The sequence below is a fragment of the Pseudomonas paraglycinae genome (assembly GCF_021601625.1).
Taxonomy (GTDB): domain Bacteria; phylum Pseudomonadota; class Gammaproteobacteria; order Pseudomonadales; family Pseudomonadaceae; genus Aquipseudomonas; species Aquipseudomonas paraglycinae.
The window spans coordinates 1-18,425 of the sequence record NZ_BQHR01000023.1 but is presented as its reverse complement, the minus strand read 5'-3'; the positions used below and the strand labels follow the sequence as shown (position 1 = coordinate 18,425).

Annotated in this window: 17 protein-coding genes; 9 read left to right on the top strand and 8 right to left on the bottom strand. The window is 57.9% G+C overall.

Going from position 1 to position 18,425, the window contains the following annotated elements:
• Positions 1–65 precede the first annotated feature (65 nt).
• On the top strand, positions 66–2,225 hold the full coding sequence (locus tag L6D82_RS25830; RefSeq protein ID WP_236191924.1) for a mechanosensitive ion channel family protein: 2,160 nt from the start codon (positions 66–68) through the stop codon (positions 2,223–2,225).
• A 55-nt stretch (positions 2,226–2,280) separates the two neighbouring features.
• Here L6D82_RS25830 and L6D82_RS25825 read toward each other — a convergent pair whose 3' ends face one another.
• From L6D82_RS25825 to L6D82_RS25815, 3 genes are all read right to left on the bottom strand, one after another.
• Positions 2,281–2,532, bottom strand: a complete 252-nt coding sequence (locus L6D82_RS25825; protein WP_102718285.1) for a bacteriocin immunity protein — start codon at positions 2,530–2,532, stop codon at positions 2,281–2,283.
• Positions 2,522–4,393, bottom strand: coding sequence for an S-type pyocin domain-containing protein (locus L6D82_RS25820; RefSeq protein ID WP_236191923.1), 1,872 nt, complete (start codon positions 4,391–4,393; stop codon positions 2,522–2,524). Before L6D82_RS25820 ends, L6D82_RS25825 begins: the two co-directional genes overlap by 11 nt.
• A gap of 579 nt (positions 4,394–4,972) precedes the next feature.
• Positions 4,973–5,686 carry a UTRA domain-containing protein gene (locus tag L6D82_RS25815; RefSeq protein WP_085732333.1) on the bottom strand — a complete coding sequence of 238 codons (714 nt, stop codon included), beginning with the start codon at positions 5,684–5,686 and terminating at the stop codon, positions 4,973–4,975.
• Positions 5,687–6,037: 351 nt separating this feature from the next.
• Here L6D82_RS25815 and L6D82_RS25810 point away from each other — a divergent pair, with 351 nt between their 5' ends.
• The 6 genes from L6D82_RS25810 (at position 6,038) to L6D82_RS25785 (ending at position 11,393) form a co-directional block, all read left to right on the top strand.
• The gene (locus L6D82_RS25810; protein WP_102718287.1) at positions 6,038–7,102 is read left to right on the top strand and encodes an ABC transporter substrate-binding protein; all 1,065 of its coding nucleotides are present in this window, start codon (positions 6,038–6,040) and stop codon (positions 7,100–7,102) included.
• A gap of 181 nt (positions 7,103–7,283) precedes the next feature.
• The gene (locus L6D82_RS25805; RefSeq protein WP_102718288.1) at positions 7,284–8,090 is read left to right on the top strand and encodes an alkaline phosphatase family protein; all 807 of its coding nucleotides are present in this window, start codon (positions 7,284–7,286) and stop codon (positions 8,088–8,090) included.
• 5 nt (positions 8,091–8,095) lie between these two features.
• Positions 8,096–8,932, top strand: a complete 837-nt coding sequence (locus tag L6D82_RS25800; RefSeq protein WP_162130491.1) for an ABC transporter permease — start codon at positions 8,096–8,098, stop codon at positions 8,930–8,932.
• Positions 8,919–9,719, top strand: a complete 801-nt coding sequence (locus L6D82_RS25795) for an ABC transporter permease (protein WP_007960203.1) — start codon at positions 8,919–8,921, stop codon at positions 9,717–9,719. The genes L6D82_RS25800 and L6D82_RS25795 overlap by 14 nt, the downstream gene beginning before the upstream one ends.
• The gene (locus tag L6D82_RS25790; protein ID WP_085748482.1) at positions 9,716–10,705 is read left to right on the top strand and encodes an ABC transporter ATP-binding protein; all 990 of its coding nucleotides are present in this window, start codon (positions 9,716–9,718) and stop codon (positions 10,703–10,705) included. Before L6D82_RS25795 ends, L6D82_RS25790 begins: the two co-directional genes overlap by 4 nt.
• A 34-nt stretch (positions 10,706–10,739) precedes the next feature.
• Positions 10,740–11,393, top strand: coding sequence for an HAD family hydrolase (locus L6D82_RS25785; RefSeq protein ID WP_011333172.1), 654 nt, complete (start codon positions 10,740–10,742; stop codon positions 11,391–11,393).
• Positions 11,394–11,438: 45 nt separating this feature from the next.
• Here L6D82_RS25785 and L6D82_RS25780 read toward each other — a convergent pair whose 3' ends face one another.
• A complete protein-coding gene (locus L6D82_RS25780) occupies positions 11,439–12,401 on the bottom strand; it encodes a zinc-binding dehydrogenase (RefSeq protein ID WP_236191922.1) in 963 nt (320 codons plus the stop codon).
• Between the two features lie 181 nt (positions 12,402–12,582).
• Between L6D82_RS25780 and L6D82_RS25775 the strand changes: the two genes are divergently transcribed.
• Together L6D82_RS25775 and L6D82_RS25770 are read left to right on the top strand one after the other, a co-directional pair.
• Entirely contained in the window at positions 12,583–14,667 is a 2,085-nt protein-coding gene (locus tag L6D82_RS25775) for a carboxy terminal-processing peptidase (protein WP_205350856.1), read from the top strand.
• Positions 14,668–14,800: 133 nt separating this feature from the next.
• Positions 14,801–16,591 (top strand): bifunctional diguanylate cyclase/phosphodiesterase, encoded by a 1,791-nt coding sequence (locus L6D82_RS25770; RefSeq protein ID WP_236191921.1) that lies wholly within the window; start codon positions 14,801–14,803, stop codon positions 16,589–16,591.
• An 88-nt stretch (positions 16,592–16,679) separates the two neighbouring features.
• Here L6D82_RS25770 and L6D82_RS25765 read toward each other — a convergent pair whose 3' ends face one another.
• From L6D82_RS25765 to L6D82_RS25750, 4 genes are all read right to left on the bottom strand, one after another.
• Positions 16,680–17,096, bottom strand: coding sequence for a hypothetical protein (locus tag L6D82_RS25765; protein WP_102688259.1), 417 nt, complete (start codon positions 17,094–17,096; stop codon positions 16,680–16,682).
• A complete protein-coding gene (locus L6D82_RS25760) occupies positions 17,096–17,548 on the bottom strand; it encodes a hypothetical protein (protein ID WP_236191920.1) in 453 nt (150 codons plus the stop codon). The genes L6D82_RS25765 and L6D82_RS25760 overlap by 1 nt, the downstream gene beginning before the upstream one ends.
• 71 nt (positions 17,549–17,619) lie before the next feature.
• On the bottom strand, positions 17,620–17,934 hold the full coding sequence (locus L6D82_RS25755) for a contact-dependent growth inhibition system immunity protein (RefSeq protein ID WP_102688258.1): 315 nt from the start codon (positions 17,932–17,934) through the stop codon (positions 17,620–17,622).
• The coding region (locus L6D82_RS25750) for an RNase A-like domain-containing protein (protein ID WP_309295561.1) at positions 17,924–18,425 on the bottom strand (502 nt) is incomplete at its 5' end. The genes L6D82_RS25755 and L6D82_RS25750, both read right to left, overlap by 11 nt.

Here is an 18,425-nt window from a genome sequence, read left to right as displayed (position 1 = left end):
GCTCGCATTGAATCTGGCGGGCTCGTACACTCGCCCGATCCGCCCCTTGCGAGGTTGACCGCCTAGTGTTCGCTCGTCTTTTTGCCCTGCCCTGCCTGTTTCTCGTCTGCCTGATGACCCTGATGTCGCCGGCGCCCGCCGACGCTGCCGGTCTGCCGGGACTGCTCACGGGTTCCGGCAAGGCCCAGCCCGAGGCTCAGGAACCGCTCGGCCAGTCGCTGGACGAAGTCATCAAGTCGCTGGAAAACGACAAGCAACGCGCCCAGTTGCTGACCGACCTGAAAAAACTGCGCGACGCCACGAAAAAAGCCCAGGCCAGCCCCGAAGAAGGTGTGCTGGGACTGATCGGCGGCACCCTCGCCACTTTCGAAAAACAGTTCACCGGCGCCGACAGCCCGCTCAATCGCTGGTCCACCGAATTCGACATGGCCCAGGACGAGCTTAAAGGCCTGATGCTGCCGGCCAGCGAATGGCTGCCGATCATCTTCGCCTTCGCCGTGATCCTCGCGGTCTGGAGCCTGCTCGCCGCCGCGCTGATCTGGCTCGGCCACCGGGTACGCATGCGCTTCGGCCTGACCGAAGAACTGCCGCAAAACCCCCGGGCCCTCGACATGCTGCGCTTCGCCCTGCGCAAGCTCGGGCCCTGGCTGATCGCGTTGGTGATCACGGTCTACATGAGCTACGCACTACCCTCGTCACTGGGCAAAAGCCTGGCGATGGTGCTGGCTTACGCACTGGTGGTCGGCACCTGTTTCTCGGCCATCTGCGTGATCGCCTTCTCCGTACTCGACGGTCCGCACCGGCACCGCGCGCTGTACATCCTGCGTCACCAGGCCTTTCGGCCGTTGTGGCTGATCGGCAGCTTCGCCGCGTTCGGTGAAGCCCTGAGCGATCCGCGCCTGGTGGCCGGCCTTGGTGTGCACCTGGCCCACACCGCCGCCACCGTCGCCAATGTCCTCGCGGCGCTGTCGACCGGCCTGTTCATCCTGCGCTTCCGCCGACCGATCGCCCACCTGATCCGCAACCAGCCCCTGTCCCGCCGCCTGACCCGCCGCGCCCTCAGCGACACCATCGAAATCCTCGGCACCTTCTGGTACGTCCCGGCGCTGGTGCTGGTGGGTATTTCGCTGTTCGCCACCTTCGTCTCCGCCGGCGACACCAGCACCGCCTTGCGCCAGTCGCTGATCTGCACCGTGCTGCTGGTGTTGTGCATGGTCATCAACGGCCTCGTCCGCCGCCACGCCCTCAAACCCCAACGCGGGCCGAAACGCCACGCGCTGTATTCCGAGCGCCTGAAAAGCTTCTTCTACACCCTCGCCCATTTGCTGGTGTGGCTGGCCTTCATCGAACTCGGCCTGCGGGTGTGGGGCATGTCGCTGATCGGCTTCACCGAAGGCGAAGGCCACGACGTCAGCGTCAAACTGTTCAGTTTGATCGGCACGCTGATCTTCGCCTGGCTGATCTGGATCCTCAGCGACACCGCCGTGCACCACGCCCTCACCCGCTCTCGCAAAGGCCTGGCCAACGCCCGCGCGCAAACCATGATGCCGCTGATCCGCAACGTGCTGTTCGTGGCGATCTTCATCATCGCCCTGATCGTCGCGCTGGCGAACATGGGCATGAACGTCACGCCCCTGCTGGCCGGTGCCGGCGTGATCGGCCTGGCCATCGGCTTCGGCGCCCAGTCGCTCGTAGCCGACCTGATCACCGGCCTGTTCATCATCATCGAAGACTCTCTGGCCATCGATGACTACGTCGACGTCGGCGGCCACCTGGGCACCGTCGAAGGCCTGACCATCCGCACCGTACGCCTGCGGGACATCGACGGCATCGTCCACACCATCCCGTTCAGCGAAATCAAAAGCATCAAAAACTACTCCCGCGAATTCGGCTACGCGATTTTCCGCGTGGCGGTGCCCTTCAACATGAGCATCGACGAAGCCATCAAACTGATGCGCGACGTCGGCCAGAAAATGCGCACCGACCCACTGCAGCGACGCAACATCTGGTCGCCACTGGAATTTCAGGGCGTGGAAAGCTTTGAATCCGGCAACGCGATATTGCGCGCAAGGTTCAAGACCGCACCGATCAAACAGTGGGAGGTTTCACGGGCGTTCAATTTGTCGCTGAAACGGCATCTGGACGAGGCCGGGCTGGACCTGGCGACGCCGAGGATGAATGTGCAGGTGATCACGGCGGGCGGTGGAGTGGAGACTGAAAAATAGTTACCGAATAAACCCCAATCGGAATGCACTTCGATTGGGGTCCTTTGATTTGGGCTTACCCTTTGAATCCGGGCATCCCGTTCTCCGCACGCCAGCTCTTCAGCGTTTGGAGTATTCCTTCAGGGCTATCATCTTCGCCATCCAGCGGATAATAAATAATTCCATTACCCCTTGGGTGATCCACTGCAGCGTCAAACTTTTCAACAAGGACCATGTATTCTCTTTCACTGCAGCTGGTTACATAACAGAGACCTTTCAAAAGCTCAAGAAACTCTGACTCCGTATAGTCTTCGAGTTTACGATGCATTTCTTTCTCCTCCACTAGCAGAATGAACTTCCACGTGCTGCTTAGGTGTCAACAATCTTAAGTTATCCATATCGTAGACCGCACCTCCATTCTTGATGAAATCCAGATGATGAATTTCATAAACTTTATTACCGCCTACCTGCTCACCAGGAATGGTAAATGGAGAATGCCCGCGCATTAACCGCTCTCTATTGGTATTGCCAAATTGTGAAGAGAGCTCGGAGTCTGCCCCTACTGCTTTCCAGAAGGACTCTCTGAACGTCCTGAAATCGCTGAACTGCCGACCTCTCAATTGCTCTGCAATCTGCGCCGGAATCGCCGCACCATTGCCTTGCGAAGCCGCCTCGAGCCACCCCGTCGCCACTGGCTCTCCGTACCCGGAAGCAATCCCGGAATCGTTTCGCGGATCCCGGAACATGATGTATTGCGGGGGGATGCCGGAATCCGGTGGAAAAACCAGAATCCAGTCATTGAAATCAAAATCACCCAGATCAGGATGACGATCAATTCGCCCCTCGACAGGGACGATGTCGCCGCCGGTATATTGCGCAGGATCCGGTTCGGGAACGGGCAATACAGTCGAACTGTCAGCGGGCGTAATTGACGGCGTCCATACCAATGTTTCTGATGGAATGTCGGTGGTCGTCGCGCGATAGGTGTTGTCCTGCGGGTTGTGAACGGCAGCAATCACCGGCACGCCGGTGGGAAACCTGACGCCATCGACTGGAATGACCAGCAGCTCGGTGTGATCGCCCTCGCCAGCTCTGGAATTGACACGCACGGGCAAATCCAGAGAACCACCGGTAGCCGCGAGCTGACCCAAGTCTGGCACGGGACCGGACAGCAGATCGGACAACGGCACGCTGACCAGAAACCGCTTGGGCAGCTCACCGTTTCCCAGCGCGGGCGAGTAAACCAGTGCTGCAACACCCACCATCAAACCCGACACCGTGCCCGCGGCCAGAGCGGATAATCCGGCCGACGCGGAACGGATGGCCGCCCGCAATCTCGACCTTGCGCTCTCGCGGATGGAAACCGGCCCGGTCGACGTCGAAAATACAAGTTGCGGATTCCAGGCAGCGCCCTGCAAATGGAAGGCTTGCGCCTCCCGGCGCGCCCGATCCGCGTCGCGCAATCGATCCTCAAGCAGTTGCCGTGCATGCTCATCGGCTTCACGTCGCGCCTGCTCTTCAGCCTTTTGACGAGCTTCATCAACGGCCGCCAGCCGGGCGATTTCTGCCGCTTGTGCAGCTACACGCGCCTGTTCCTCGGCCACAAGCCGAGCCTGATTCTGCGCAGCGATGCGCGCCTGCTCATGTGCAATTCGATTAGCCTCTTGCACCTGCACAGCCGCGATTACATTCCTGACAGTTGCGGACTGACTGTTCAACTGGCCGATGCCTTCTACCAGCAACTTGGCATTGAACAACTCGCTATAGGCCTGGCGAACGCTGACGTTACCGCCACGCCGATTGACCTGCGGTAACCGACCGCCATTGAAAAACGTTTCGACCTGCGCATGACCAAACCGCTGAATCGCAATGTCCTTCGCCGCGATCAGCGCACCAAACTTTCTGGCGATCAGCGCATCCCGGAAACGCAGCTCACGCGCCAGCGTGTCCAAGGGAGGCAATGAACTCGAATCACCGCCAGCCCTGACCTGGGCAAGTTCAACTTCAAGGATTTGAGGTAAACTTCCGGAAAATGCCTTGTAGGTATTTTCCATATCCAGTATTTCCCCCAAGGGGGCAAAATCAATTGCCGGCCCGGAGCCATCACCGAGACCTAAGTAGTGCACATAAACATCTTGATTGTCCGGCCTCACGATTGAAGCTGGAAGCTCAATTCCACGCCGTGCCATAAATACATTCCTCCTTGAATTAAATGCAGTGCTCGACAACCGGAAACAAATTCAAACATTGCGTCCGGCGCCTGGAGAAATGTATGGAAATAACAACCACGGACTGCGGTATATATGTACCTCGCACAAAAAAATCTGTCGCGTCAGATGCAGCCGAACAACAAGTAGGAAACGTCCAGAAATTAAAATCCGGATTCGCCCAATTGAAAAAATCCAACTTAAACAGCTAAACCAACGCTTAAGAGGCACATATCCAGAACACGATGAGCGTTAGCTCAAGAAAAGCTTTTGACGTGCCGGCCCCATCGGAAGGCTGAGTGGAGGGATTGATCCGGGGGGGGGGGAGCGCAGCGACCGTGCGGCGCAGCCGCATGCATCGAGAGGAGGTGCAGCGAAGCAAACCGTAGGCGATGCCCCCGGATGAATCCCGTAACGAAGGAACACCGAGCCCAGGCGAGGTGCCGAACGCCGGGGCCCAGCGTTTTTGGTTACTTTTTTGGCGTTTGAAAAAAGTGACTCGCCGTAAGGGCGAAACCCTAAGAAGCCGTTACCGCAGCAACGGATATTCACACAAAGCGATCAAACCACATCAACCCCAACGTGTATCGCATCATGCCGCCAAAACTCCAGATCACAATCAATCAACCGCCCAGACTGATCATAATTAACCCGAGCAATCCTCAACCCCGGACTCCCCACCGAAACCCGTAAAGCAGCCGCCGCATCGACCGATAAAGACGTAGGCACAATCTCGAACCGCACCCGCCCATAGTGCAAATCGTAATGCCGCGCATAAAGCTCGGTAATCGACTGATTCAAATCAAACTCCAGAATCCCCGGAAAAAACTGCGGATTCAGATAATGCTCCACATACAACACCAGCCGCCCATCGATCCGCCGCGACCGGCAAATCTGGATCACGCTCGACAACGCCGGCAACTGCAACCACGCACAGACCGCCGCTGACGCTGGCTGCAACCGAGCCGAAATCACCTCGGTCGACGGCACCCGCCCCTGCGCACTGACCATCGCGTGAAAGTGACTGCGCTGCATCAGGTTATAGGCCAGACGCGGTGGCGACACGAACCAGCCCCGCCGCTCCTCGCGATAAATCTGCCCTTGCGCCTCCAGCTGCAACAAGGCTTCCCGTACCGTAATCCGCGTCGTGCCGAACAACTCACTGAGCTTGCGCTCGGCCGGCAACTTGCTCCCCGCCGCCAGCAACCCATGGTCGAGTTGCTCCTGAAGGATCTGGCCAATCGCTGTCACCGCTTTTGTTGCCTCATCGCGCATCAACGTTACCTATCTGGACTAGACCAGCACTGTTTCGGGGCAAAACCGCACAGCTATTGCGCCGTTTGGTCATGTTGCAAGCCTAGGCAGTGCAGATGACCGAGAGATGACAAAACTACCGAACGGTCGCCCTGACAACTTGCAATACATCGGCCAAGTCCCTTGCCCACCGGGACTTTGCGGGTGGTCTACGCTTAGCGGGCAGCCGTCGATACAGGAGAAATAAAGCGCGGGTCAGGTATCCGCCGACATCAAAGTGTCATCCAGCCCCCCTACATTGGCTCAGGTATTGCTGACCTAGACCAACACAAACCGCAATCGCAGCGTTGAACACGACCAAGGAGCTTCGGAATGAAACAGCTTTTCCTGGCAACACTGTTAGGCTCGACCATTGCCATGTGCACCGCCGCCATGGCGGCTGATGATCTGAAAACCCTCGAAGCCGCTGCGAAAGCGGAAGGCGCCGTCAACAGCGTCGGCATGCCCGATGACTGGGCCAACTGGAAAGGCACCTGGGAAGACCTGGCCAAGAAATACGGCCTGAAACACATCGACACCGACATGAGCTCGGCCCAGGAAATCGCCAAGTTCGCCGCTGAAAAAGACAATGCCACCGCCGACATCGGCGACGTCGGCGCGGCCTTCGGCCCGATCGCGGTCAAGCAAGGCGTGGTGCAACCGTACAAGCCGACCACCTGGGATCAAGTGCCAGACTGGGCCAAGGACAAGGACGGCAACTGGGCACTGGCCTACACCGGCACCATCGCCTTCATCGTCAACAAGAAGCTGCTGCACGGCTCCGAAGTACCGACCAAATGGGCTGACCTCAAGGGCGGCAAATACAAGGTTTCCATCGGTGACGTGAGCACTGCCGCACAGGCTGCCAACGGCGTACTCGCCGCAGCACTGGCCAACGGCGGCGACGAGAAAAACCTCCAGCCGGCCTTGCTGCTGTTCGCAGACATCGCCAAGCAGGGGCGCCTGTCGATGGCCAACCCGACCATCGCCACCATGGAAAAAGGCGAGATCGAAGTCGGCGTGGTCTGGGACTTCAACGGCCTGAGCTACAAGGCCAAAATGGCCAATCCGGATGACTACGTGGTGCTGATCCCGTCCGACGGTTCGGTGATTTCCGGCTACACCACCATCATCAACAAGTACGCGAAAAACCCGAACGCCGCCAAGCTGACCCGCGAATACATCTTCAGCGACGCCGGCCAGACCAACCTCGCCCGCGGCAACGCCCGCCCGATCCGCGCCGAGCACCTGCAACTGCCGGAAGACGTGAAAGCCAAGCTGCTGCCGAACGATCAGTACAAGAAGGTCACCCCGATCAAGGACGCCGATGCGTGGGAAAAAACCTCCAAGGCCCTGCCGCAGAAGTGGAACGAAGAAGTCATCGTCGAGATGAAGTAAGCCGGCGAATCACCGCTATGTGATTTGTTGGAGATCCAAATGTGGGAGCGAGCCTGCTCGCGAAAGCGGTGGATCAGTCAAAAAATTATTGACTGACACTCCGCATTCGCGAGCAAGCCCGCTCCCACAGGGGGATCCGGGTTGAATCTGAAATTTTCTGTTTCGCGGAGTTTTTGCCCCTATGAAGCACACCGTCATCCTTGTCGTGCTCGACGGCCTCAACTACGAGGTTGCGCGTCACGCCATGGGGCATCTGCAGGCTTACGTTGGCGCAGGACGCGCCGCGCTCTATCAGTTGGAGTGCGAGCTGCCGGCCCTGTCCCGACCGCTTTACGAATGCATCCTCACGGGCGTACCGCCGATCGACAGCGGCATCGTCCACAACAACGTCTCGCGCCTGTCCAACCAGCGCAGCATCTATCACTACGCCCGTGATGCCGGTCTGAAAACCGCCGCCGCGGCGTACCACTGGGTCAGCGAGCTCTACAACCGCTCGCCGTTCGTGGCAGCACGGGATCGGCATACCGATGACCCGACGCTACCGATCCAGCACGGCCACTTCTACTGGAACGATCACTACCCGGATTCGCACCTGTTCGCCGACGCCGAAAACCTGCGCCTGCGCCATGCACCGGACTTTCTGCTGATCCACCCGATGAACATCGACGACGCCGGGCACAAGCACGGCCTCGACACCCCGCAATACCGCAACAGTGCGCGCAGCGCCGACATCATCCTCGCCGACTACCTGCAAGGCTGGCTCGACGCCGGCTGCCAGGTGCTGGTGACCGCCGACCATGGCATGAACAACGACCGCTCGCACAACGGCCTGCTGCCGGAAGAACGCCAGGTGCCGTTGTTCGTATTCGGTGATGCCTTCAGCCTGGACAGCGAAGCTGCACCGAAGCAGACCGACATCTGCGGCACCGTCTGCGAACTGCTCGGCGTGCCCCACGACAAACCTGTGTGCCGGGAGTTACTCAAGTGAACTCAATGACTCGCGGTAAATGGCTGGCCGCCCTGTGCCTGGTGCCTTTCGCACTGTTCTTTATCGTGTTCGAAATCGCCCCGCTGATCTGGGTGATGATCAACAGCCTGCAATCGGAAGAATTCGGTTGGGGCTTCGCCAACTTCAGCAAGATCTTCAGTTCGAAGTTCTATTTGCAGGCGATCCAGTACAGCCTCGAAATCAGTTTCTGGTCGAGTGTGTTCGGCATCATCATCGCGGTGCTGGGCGCCTACTCCCTGCGCCGGGTCGATTCGAAGCTGCGCAACTTCGTCAACGCCTTCGCCAACATGACCAGCAACTTCGCCGGCGTGCCGCTGGCGTTTGCGTTCATCATCCTGCTCGGCTTCAACGGCAGCATCACCATCATGTTGAAGCAGGCCGGGATCATCGAGGACTTCAACCTGTACTCGAAAACCGGGTTGATAATCCTCTACACCTACTTCCAGATTCCGCTCGGCGTGTTGCTGTTGTACCCGGCATTCGACGCCCTGCGTGAAGACTGGCGCGAATCCGCCGCACTGCTCGGCGCTGACGGCTGGCAGTTCTGGCGCCACATTGGCCTGCCGGTACTGACTCCGGCCCTGCTCGGCACCTTCGTGATCCTGCTGGCAAACGCCCTTGGCGCCTACGCCACGGTCTACGCGCTGACCACCGGCAACTTCAACGTATTGCCGATCCGGATTGCGGCGATGGTCTCCGGTGACATTTCCCTCGACCCGAACCTGGCCAGCGCCCTGGCCGTGGTGCTGGTGGCGCTGATGACCCTGGTGACCGTCGTGCATCAACTGCTGCTGAAGAGGAGCTACCATGTCTCGCGCTGAATCCGGCCCGGCCGGCGTCTACCACCGCGTCGTGGTCTATCTGTTGTTCGCCATCCTGCTGCTGCCGCTGGTGGGCACGCTGATCTACTCGATCGCCAGCAGTTGGTCGGCCACCATCCTGCCCAGCGGTTTCACCTTCAAGTGGTACATCCAGTTGTGGAGCGATCCGCGTTTTCTGCACGCCTTCGGTCAGTCGCTGCTGGTGTGCGTCGGCGCGCTGATCCTGTCGGTGGTGTTGATCCTGCCGCTGCTGTTCGTGGTGCATTACCACTTCCCGAAACTCGATGCGCTGATGAACATCCTGATCCTGCTGCCCTTCGCCGTACCGCCGGTGGTGTCGTCGGTGGGCCTGTTGCAGCTCTACGGTTCCGGGCCGTTCGCGATGGTCGGCACGCCGTGGATCCTGATCGGTTGCTACTTCACCGTGGCGCTGCCGTTCATGTACCGGGCGATCACCAACAACCTGCAAGCGATCAACCTGCGCGACCTGATGGACGCCGCCCAACTGCTTGGCGCCAGCACTTTTCAGGCAGCTTTCCTGGTGGTGCTGCCGAACCTGCGCAAAGGCCTGATGGTCGCGTTGCTGCTGTCGTTCTCGTTCCTGTTCGGTGAGTTCGTGTTCGCCAACATCCTGGTCGGCACCCGCTACGAAACCCTGCAGGTTTATCTGAACAACATGCGCAACAGCAGCGGCCACTTCACCAGTGCGCTGGTGATCTCCTACTTCTTTTTCGTGCTGGTCCTGACCTGGGTCGCCAACATCTTGAACAAGGACAAAAGCGAATGAGCTATGTCAGCGTCCAACACCTTCAGAAAAACTACGCGGGCACCACGGTGTTCAGCGACATCAACTGCGAAATCAACAAGGGTGAATTCGTCACCCTGCTTGGTCCGTCCGGTTGCGGCAAATCCACCCTGCTGCGTTGCATCGCCGGGCTGACGCCGGTGGATGGCGGCAAGATTCTGCTCGATGGCGTCGACATCGTGCCGCTCACCCCGCAGAAGCGCGGGATCGGCATGGTGTTCCAGAGCTACGCGCTGTTCCCCAACATGACCGTCGAACAGAACGTCGCCTTCGGCCTGCGCATGCAAAAGGTCAACGCCGACGACAGCCACAAGCGGGTTGCCGAAGTGTTGAAACTGGTTGAACTCAACGATTTCGCCAGTCGCTATCCGCATCAGCTGTCCGGCGGCCAGTGTCAGCGTGTCGCCCTCGCCCGTTCGCTGGTGACCCGTCCGCGCCTGTTGCTGCTGGATGAACCGCTGTCGGCCCTCGATGCGCGAATTCGCAAACACCTGCGCGAACAGATCCGTCAGATCCAGCGCGAACTTGGCCTGACCACGATCTTCGTCACACACGATCAGGAAGAAGCCCTGACCATGTCTGACCGGATTTTCCTGATGAATCAGGGAAAAATCGTACAAAGCGGCGATGCCGAAACCCTCTACACCGCACCGGTCGACGTATTCGCCGCCGGCTTCATCGGCAACTACAACCTGCTGGATGCCGAGAGCGCGTCGAAGCTGTTGCAGCGGCCGATCAACCATCGCATCGCGATTCGCCCGGAAGCCATTGAACTCAGCCTCAGCGGTGAACCCGATGCGCAAATCCGCAGCCACAGTCTGCTGGGCAACGTGATCCGCTACCGCGTCGAAGCCCGGGGCGTGGAACTGGTGGTGGATGTGCTCAACCGTTCGGCGGCGGATCTGCATCCCGATGGTCAGCGCCTGTCACTTTCCATCGATCCCACCGCTCTGTGTGAGGTAGCCTGATGACTTTGCTGACACCCAAGAGGGAACTGAACTGATGGCCCTGGCAATTTTTGATCTGGACGAAACCCTGATCCACGGCGACTGCGCCACCCTCTGGAGCGAGCAGATGGGGCGCCTGGGCTGGGTCGATCCCGAGTCGTTCATGCGCCGGAACAACGAGCTGATGGATGCCTACAGCCATGGCAAGTTGCGCATGGAAGACTACATGGACTTCAGCCTCGAGCCGCTGATCGGGCGCACCCCGGAAGAAGTCGAGCATCTGGTCGGACCGTGGGTGGAAGACTTCATCGAGCCGATCATCTTCAGCGATGCGACCAAAACCATTGCTGCCCACCGCAAGGCCGGCGACCGGATTCTGGTGATCTCGGCCTCGGGCACGCACCTGGTCAAACCGATTGCCGATCGACTGGGCATCGACGAGGTGCTGGGGATCGAACTGGAAGTGGCGCATGGCGTTTACAGCGGCCACACCGTGGGCACCCTGACCTACCGCGAAGGCAAAATCACCCGCTTGCTGGAATGGCTGGATGCCGAAGAGGAAAACCTTGAGGGCGCGAGTTTCTATTCCGACTCACGCAATGATCTGCCGCTGCTGCTGAAAGTGGATTACCCGCATGTGGTCAATCCGGATCCGGTGCTGCTTGCAGAGGCCGAGAAGTCCGGCTGGCCGATCCACCTCTGGAAGTAAGCGGTTGTCTTGTGGGAGCAAGCCTGCTCCCACAAGCATCGACGATCAGCTCAGGCTTTCGTCGATCACCAGCACCAGCTTCCCCGCCACCGTGTTGCTTGCCAGCTCGGCGAACGCTGCCTCGGCATCCTTGATCGGGAATGCCTTGGCCAGTTGTGGCTTCAGGCGCCCTTCGGAAAACAGCGGCCACACGTGCTGACTCAGATCGCTGAACAGATCGGCCTTGAACTGATCGTCACGGCTGCGCAGGGTCGAGCCCAGCAGTTGCACGCGTTTGGCCAGCACCTGGGCCAGATCCAGCTTCGCTTCGCGGCCGCCCATCAGGCCGATCAGCACCCAGCGGCCGTCCTGAGCCATCAACTTGAGGTTCAAAGCCGAATAATTGCCGCCCACCGGATCCAGAATCACATCGAACGGCCCGAAATCCCGCAGGCTTTCCAGATCGTCGGTGCGAACCACCCCGCCCTGGGCCCCCAGCGATTCACAGTAGGCCAGCCGCTCGGCCGAGCCGACGCTGACCCAGCAGGGATTGCCGAAACCTTTGCACAGTTGAATGGCGGCTGAACCGATACCACTGGCTCCGGCGTGCAGAAGAACTTTCTCACCCGGTTTGAGCGCAGCGAGTTGAAACACATTCAGCCAGACGGTCGCGTACACCTCGGGCAACGCAGCGGCCTCGATCAGCGATACACCTTCCGGAACCGGCAGCACATGCCTTCCGTCGACGACCACCTCTTGCGCCATCCCGCCCCCGGCCAGCAAGGCGCAAACCCGGTCACCGACCTGCCAGGACGAGCCTGCGCCGACCTCGCTGATCACCCCGGAACACTCAAGACCCAGCACCTGGCTGGCACCCGGAGGGGGCGGATAAAGTCCGGCTTTCTGTAATAAATCCGCGCGATTGAGGCCCGCTGCCGCCACCCGGATGCGAACTTGTCCTACATCACATGTAGGACTTGGTTCATCAACCCATGCCACTTGACCTTCAACGCCTTGCAATGCCTTCACAGTGCCTCCATAGTGAGTCTGGACTGAGCCCGAAGCTGTAGCGCCGGGCTTTTTGCATTATGCGACCGGCCCTGGGGTCTGAACGAACGCTGAACAGCAGTTATCGTACAGAGCGTAGAGGTACCGGCGACTTCAAAGACGGCCTAATATGCGTTATCAATTGTCCCCGCGTCGAATCAGCATGAAGCATCTGCTCCCCAGCACCGCCCTCGCTCTTTTCATCGGTATCGGTCTGTTGCCGGTGTCGGGCACCACATTCGCAGCCAACAGCTGGGACAAGTTGCAGCCTGATCGCGACGAAGTGATTGCCAGTCTGAACGTCGTCGAGTTGCTCAAGCGTCACCACTACAGCAAGCCGCCGCTCGACGATGCGCGCTCGGTGATCATCTACGACAGCTACATCAAGCTGCTCGACCCGTCGCGCAGCTACTTCATGGCTAGCGACATCGCCGAATTCGACAAGTGGAAGACCCAGTTCGACGACTTCCTCAAGAGCGGCGACCTCAACGCCGGGTTCACCATCTACAAGCGCTACCTGGACCGCGTGAAAGCGCGTCTGGACTTCGCCCTTGCCGAGCTGAACAAAGGCGTCGACAAGATGGACTTCACCACCAAGGAAACCTTGCTGATCGATCGCAAGGACGCTCCGTGGCTCAAGTCCACCGCCGAACTCGATGACCTGTGGCGCAAACGCGTCAAGGACGAGGTGCTGCGGCAGAAGATCGCCGGCAAAGAGCCGAAGCAGATCCAGGAAACCCTGACCAAGCGCTACAAGAATCAACTGGCGCGTCTGGACCAGACCCGCGCCGAAGACATCTTCCAGGCGTACATCAACACCTTCGCCATGTCTTACGATCCGCACACCAACTATCTGTCGCCGGATAACGCGGAGAACTTCGACATCAACATGAGCCTGTCCCTCGAGGGTATCGGCGCCGTGTTGCAGAGCGACAACGACCAGGTGAAAGTCGTGCGTCTGGTGCCGGCAGGCCCGGCCGACAAGACCAAGCAGGTTGCTCCGGCCGACAAGATCATCGGCGTTGCCCAGGGCAACAAAGAGATGGTCGACGTGGTCGGCTGGCGTCTGGATGAAGTGGTCAAGCTGATCCGTGGCCCGAAGGGCACCGTGGTGCGTCTGGAAGTCATCCCGGCGAGCAATGCGCCGAACGACCAGACCAGCAAGATCGTGCCGATCACCCGTGAAGCGGTGAAGCTCGAAGACCAGGCCGTGAAGAAGTCCGTGCTGAACCTGAAACAGGACGGCCGAGACTACAAGCTCGGCGTGATCGAGATTCCGGCCTTCTACCTCGACTTCAAGGCCTTTCGTGCCGGCGATCCGGACTACAAGAGCACCACTCGCGACGTCAAGAAGCTGCTGACCGAACTGCAGAAAGAGAAAGTCGACGGCGTGGTCATCGACCTGCGCAACAACGGCGGCGGTTCCCTGCAGGAAGCCACCGAGCTGACCAGCCTGTTCATCGACAAGGGCCCTACCGTGCTCGTGCGTAACGCCGATGGCCGGGTCGATGTACTTGAAGATGAAAACCCGGGCGCGTTCTACAAAGGCCCGATGGCGCTGCTGGTCAACCGCCTGTCCGCCTCGGCTTCGGAGATCTTCGCCGGCGCCATGCAGGACTACCACCGTGCGCTGATCATCGGTGGCCAGACCTTCGGCAAAGGCACCGTGCAAACCATTCAGCCGCTGAACCATGGCGAACTGAAACTGACTCTGGCCAAGTTCTACCGGGTTTCCGGTCAGAGCACCCAGCATCAGGGCGTACTGCCGGACATCGATTACCCGTCGATCATTGACACCAAGGAAATCGGCGAAAGCGCCCTGCCGGAAGCCATGCCGTGGGACACCATCCGCGCGGCGATCAAACCGGCAAGCGATCCATTCAAGCCGTACCTGGCCCAGCTGAAATCCGAGCATGACACCCGTTCCGCCAAGGACGCGGAGTTCGTGTTCATCCGCGACAAGCTGGCCCTGGCGCAGAAGCTGCTGGAAGAGAAAACCGTCAGCCTCAATGAAGCCGAACGCCGTGCCCAGCACGCCGACATCGACGCCAAGCAACTGGCGATGGAAAACATCCGTCGCAAGGCCAAAGGCGAAGAACCGCTCAAAGAGCTGAAAAAAGAAGACGACGACGCCCTGGCAGCCGCCGAGCCGGACAAGGTCAAACCGGAAGACGACGCCTACCTGAGCGAGACCGGGCGCGTGCTGCTGGATTACCTGAAGCTGAGCAATCAGGTGGCAAAGAAGTAGGTGATGGCAATTTAATGCTGGCGATCCCCGGATCGTCATCAAACAGTCATCATTCTGTCGTGCAATAAAGGACTGGGAGCTGTTCTCTTCATCGAGAACGCTCCCAGTCCTTTTTTTATCGCCAGAGATTGCCATGACCACGACCGAACAGCTGAGTGCCTTGAGCTCGATCCTGACTCAAAGCGGATTACACAGCCTGTTCCAGCCGATCATTTGCCTCTCTGAACGGCGCATTCTCGGCTACGAAGCCCTGACCCGCGGCCCGTCCAACAGCCCGCTGCACTCCCCCATCGCCCTGTTCGCCGTGGCCCGCCAGGCCGGACGCTTGAGCGAACTGGAAATCGCCTGCCGCCAAAGCGCCTGTCGCCGTTTCAACGAACAGCAGTTGCCGGGCAAGCTGTTTCTCAATGTCTCCCCGGAATCCCTGCTTGAAGCCGCGCACCAGCCGGGGCGCACGCTGCAGCTGCTGCAGGATTTTGGTATCCCGCCGAGTCAGGTGGTGATCGAACTCACCGAACAAACGCCGATCGATGACTTTCAGTTGCTGCAAACTGCGCTGCATCACTATCGGGCGATGGGTTTTTCGATTGCCCTCGATGATCTTGGGGCTGGTTATTCGAGCCTGCGCCTGTGGTCGGAGCTGCGGCCGGATTACGTGAAGATCGACCGGCACTTTATCGACGGCATTCATCAGGACGCGTTGAAGCGCGAGTTTGTCGGATCGATCCTGCAAATCGCCAAGGCCTCAAGGGCGCAGGTGATTGCCGAAGGCATCGAATTGCCGGAAGAACTGGCGGTGCTGACCGAGATGGGTGTGGATCTGGTGCAGGGATACCTGCTCGGCCGCCCTCAGGAACACCCGCCGCGCGATGCCCGCGCCTTGATGCCCAAGCACGACAGCAGCGCCGTCACATTGAACGATGAAGGCAGCGACCTCAGCGCCCTGCTCAACGATCAACCGGCCGTGAATCGCGACACACCGACCGCTACCGTACTGGAAGCCTTCCGCCGTCAGGCCAACCTGAACTCACTGGCGGTGCTCGACGAACAGGGTCAGCCATGCGGCATCGTTCATCGTCACTCGCTGTCCGATGCGCTGCTCAAACCGTTCGCCACCGACCTGTTCGCCCGCAAACCGATCAGCCGCCTGATGAACGACGACTTTCTCGCCGTGGAAATGAGCCAGTCGCTGCAACAGGTCAGCCGCCTGATCACCAGCCGCGCCCGACAACGCATCGAAGAAGATTTCATCATCACCCTCAACGGCAGCTACCTGGGCCTGGGCCGGGTGATTGACGTACTCAAACTGATCACCGAACTGAAGATCCAGCAGGCCCGCTATGCCAATCCGCTGACCTTGCTGCCGGGGAATGTGCCGATTCAGCAATGCCTCACCCGCCTGCTGCAACAGGGGCGCGAGTCGGTCATTTGTTATGTCGACATCGACAGCTTCAAACCCTTTAACGATATCTATGGGTATGGGCGCGGGGATGAGGTGCTGCTGTGTCTGGCGCAATGCCTCAACGAACGCGTCGACCCGTCCCGCGATTTCGTCGGGCATATTGGGGGGGATGATTTCTTGTTGGTGCTCGGCCCGGAGGATTGGCGCAAACGGCTGAACCAATTGCTTGATGATTTCCAGAGCCAATGCCGGCGTTTCTACCGCCCGGAACATCTGGAGGCTGGGTGTTTTGTTGCGCCGAACCGCCAGGGCATTCGTCAGGAGTTTCCGTTGCTGTCATTGTCCATTGGCGTGGTGCATTTGCATCCCGAAGCGTGTGCGCAGTTGGATGCGAGTCAGTTGGCGGAAATGGCTTCGCAGGCGAAGCATCATGCGAAGAATGTTCCGGGGTATAGCGTGCATTTGATTGATAGCCTTTTCGCTCAGCCATCTACAGAAGCACTTACACTCGGACATCGGTGATTCGACATAACCGAATTCGTGCAACCAGCATCTTCACCCTATGAATGCCCCCAAAACTTACAAAATCGCAGCGACCACCAAGTCGCGCCTACCAAGTTGATAAGTCTTCTTGACTGGCTTTGTAAAGCTCGTCCATCCATGCTTCGGACAACTGAAAGTACATACCTTCGAAAAATGCCCTTGGATCATTCATCTCATCCCAGCCGTCTGGTAGCAAGGAGTGAGAGTATGGATCATGCTCCAGCACCTCTTGAAAGACATCACCACTTTCTTCAAGCGCCTCTCCCAAGACAGCAAACAAAACGAACTTATGCCGATGGCTCAGTTTCGAAAACCGCTTGATTACGTACCTGGATATTAAAATACTTCTGTCTGATGGATCCTCCGGATCGTATGCAGACAGCGTCTCACCCAAGCTCTCCTCGCGATCATATGTATCAAACCCACCGAGAAAGTGAGACAACCTTGGACGATAAGGAATATCAAGATAAGGATGCATCAACATTATGCTTTCTCTATCGGATAAAGAGCCCAAGGCTTTAGCGTCTCGAAATCAAATCTCATTTCAAAGCCGTTCATTTCAGAAATGTAGCGTGGATCAGATGGATCTGCAGGATTTGGCTCATATCCTTCACCAATATTTTCAGTTTCCATTCTCACTACCAGATTTCCCATACTATCCTCTCCCGTGAAGCGGGGCATTTTTCTGGATTCTCTCGTCACAGCCTCGTTATATGCATTCATCTGTGCTTTGTGGCTCAAAAATCGAGAACTATGAACTCCTCGGAATTTTTTAGATTTAGCAGCAGCCCCCAGGTTTAATTCTTTTTTATTATTAGCAGACTCTTCAACTTCCTGAAACTGAAGCTTCGCCCCTTGCATCACAAAAAACCCTATACCTTTACAAAAAAACAAAATCCTAGATAAAAAACCAACTTTACGACTCTGCTCAACCACAATACCAACTCCTCTCAAAACCACTTTCTTACCCAACGAATATCAAATAACACTAAAAACCCCAGAAACACTTAAATATTACTATGCGAAGCCTCACTAAAAAGTACAGAAATGTGCTTCAACCACGAATTTCCGTCTTGCCACTCATTCCAATAGCAATAACAACAACCATTTTTTTTCAGCAAAAAATCTCGAGTTTCATTTTCTGAAATTTTCATCGCCAAAAGAGAATCGATTTCCTTTACCACCTTCTCAAGTACGCGAGATTCCGAGTCCGCTATGAAAGATTTAACAACATCATCTGCCGAGTCAAACTCACACATCCAGTCCTCATGAAAATAGGCCCCGAGAAACTGAAAAAGGCTAGGAAAATCTTCAATTGTCATTTACAAACCCCGTCAAAATAAAGTATCCAAGCGGTGAAGTTGCATCTCGTCGCAACACCAATCTTATGCTAGACAAAGGTTCCAACCTTCCGCTCTGCCTCACTACACCCACCCCTGCAGGAGCAGAAACCTGTTCATTAATTACAAGTTTGCTTGCATTACCCTGCACAAAATTATCAATTGCCACCTTGTTGTTTCTAATAACATTCGAGAGTGCAGCTTCAGCTTCTGATCTATTTAGAAATGTTGACGCAATAGGTATGTTCGGCTCGGCCGCTAGCCTAGCCCTGAGTTGAGCCTCCGATCTATCTACATGTCTCGCAATAGCATGTCCACCGCGCGACTCATGGGCTTCTAAGCCTCCACCAGGAACAATTTCACTATAAGGTCCATCAGCAGCAATGGCTCCGGGGCAGTTGCAGCTCAATCCCAACGGATCCACCCACCCCGTCGGATTCGGCACATACCGGTACTGATTCAACCCACCCGCC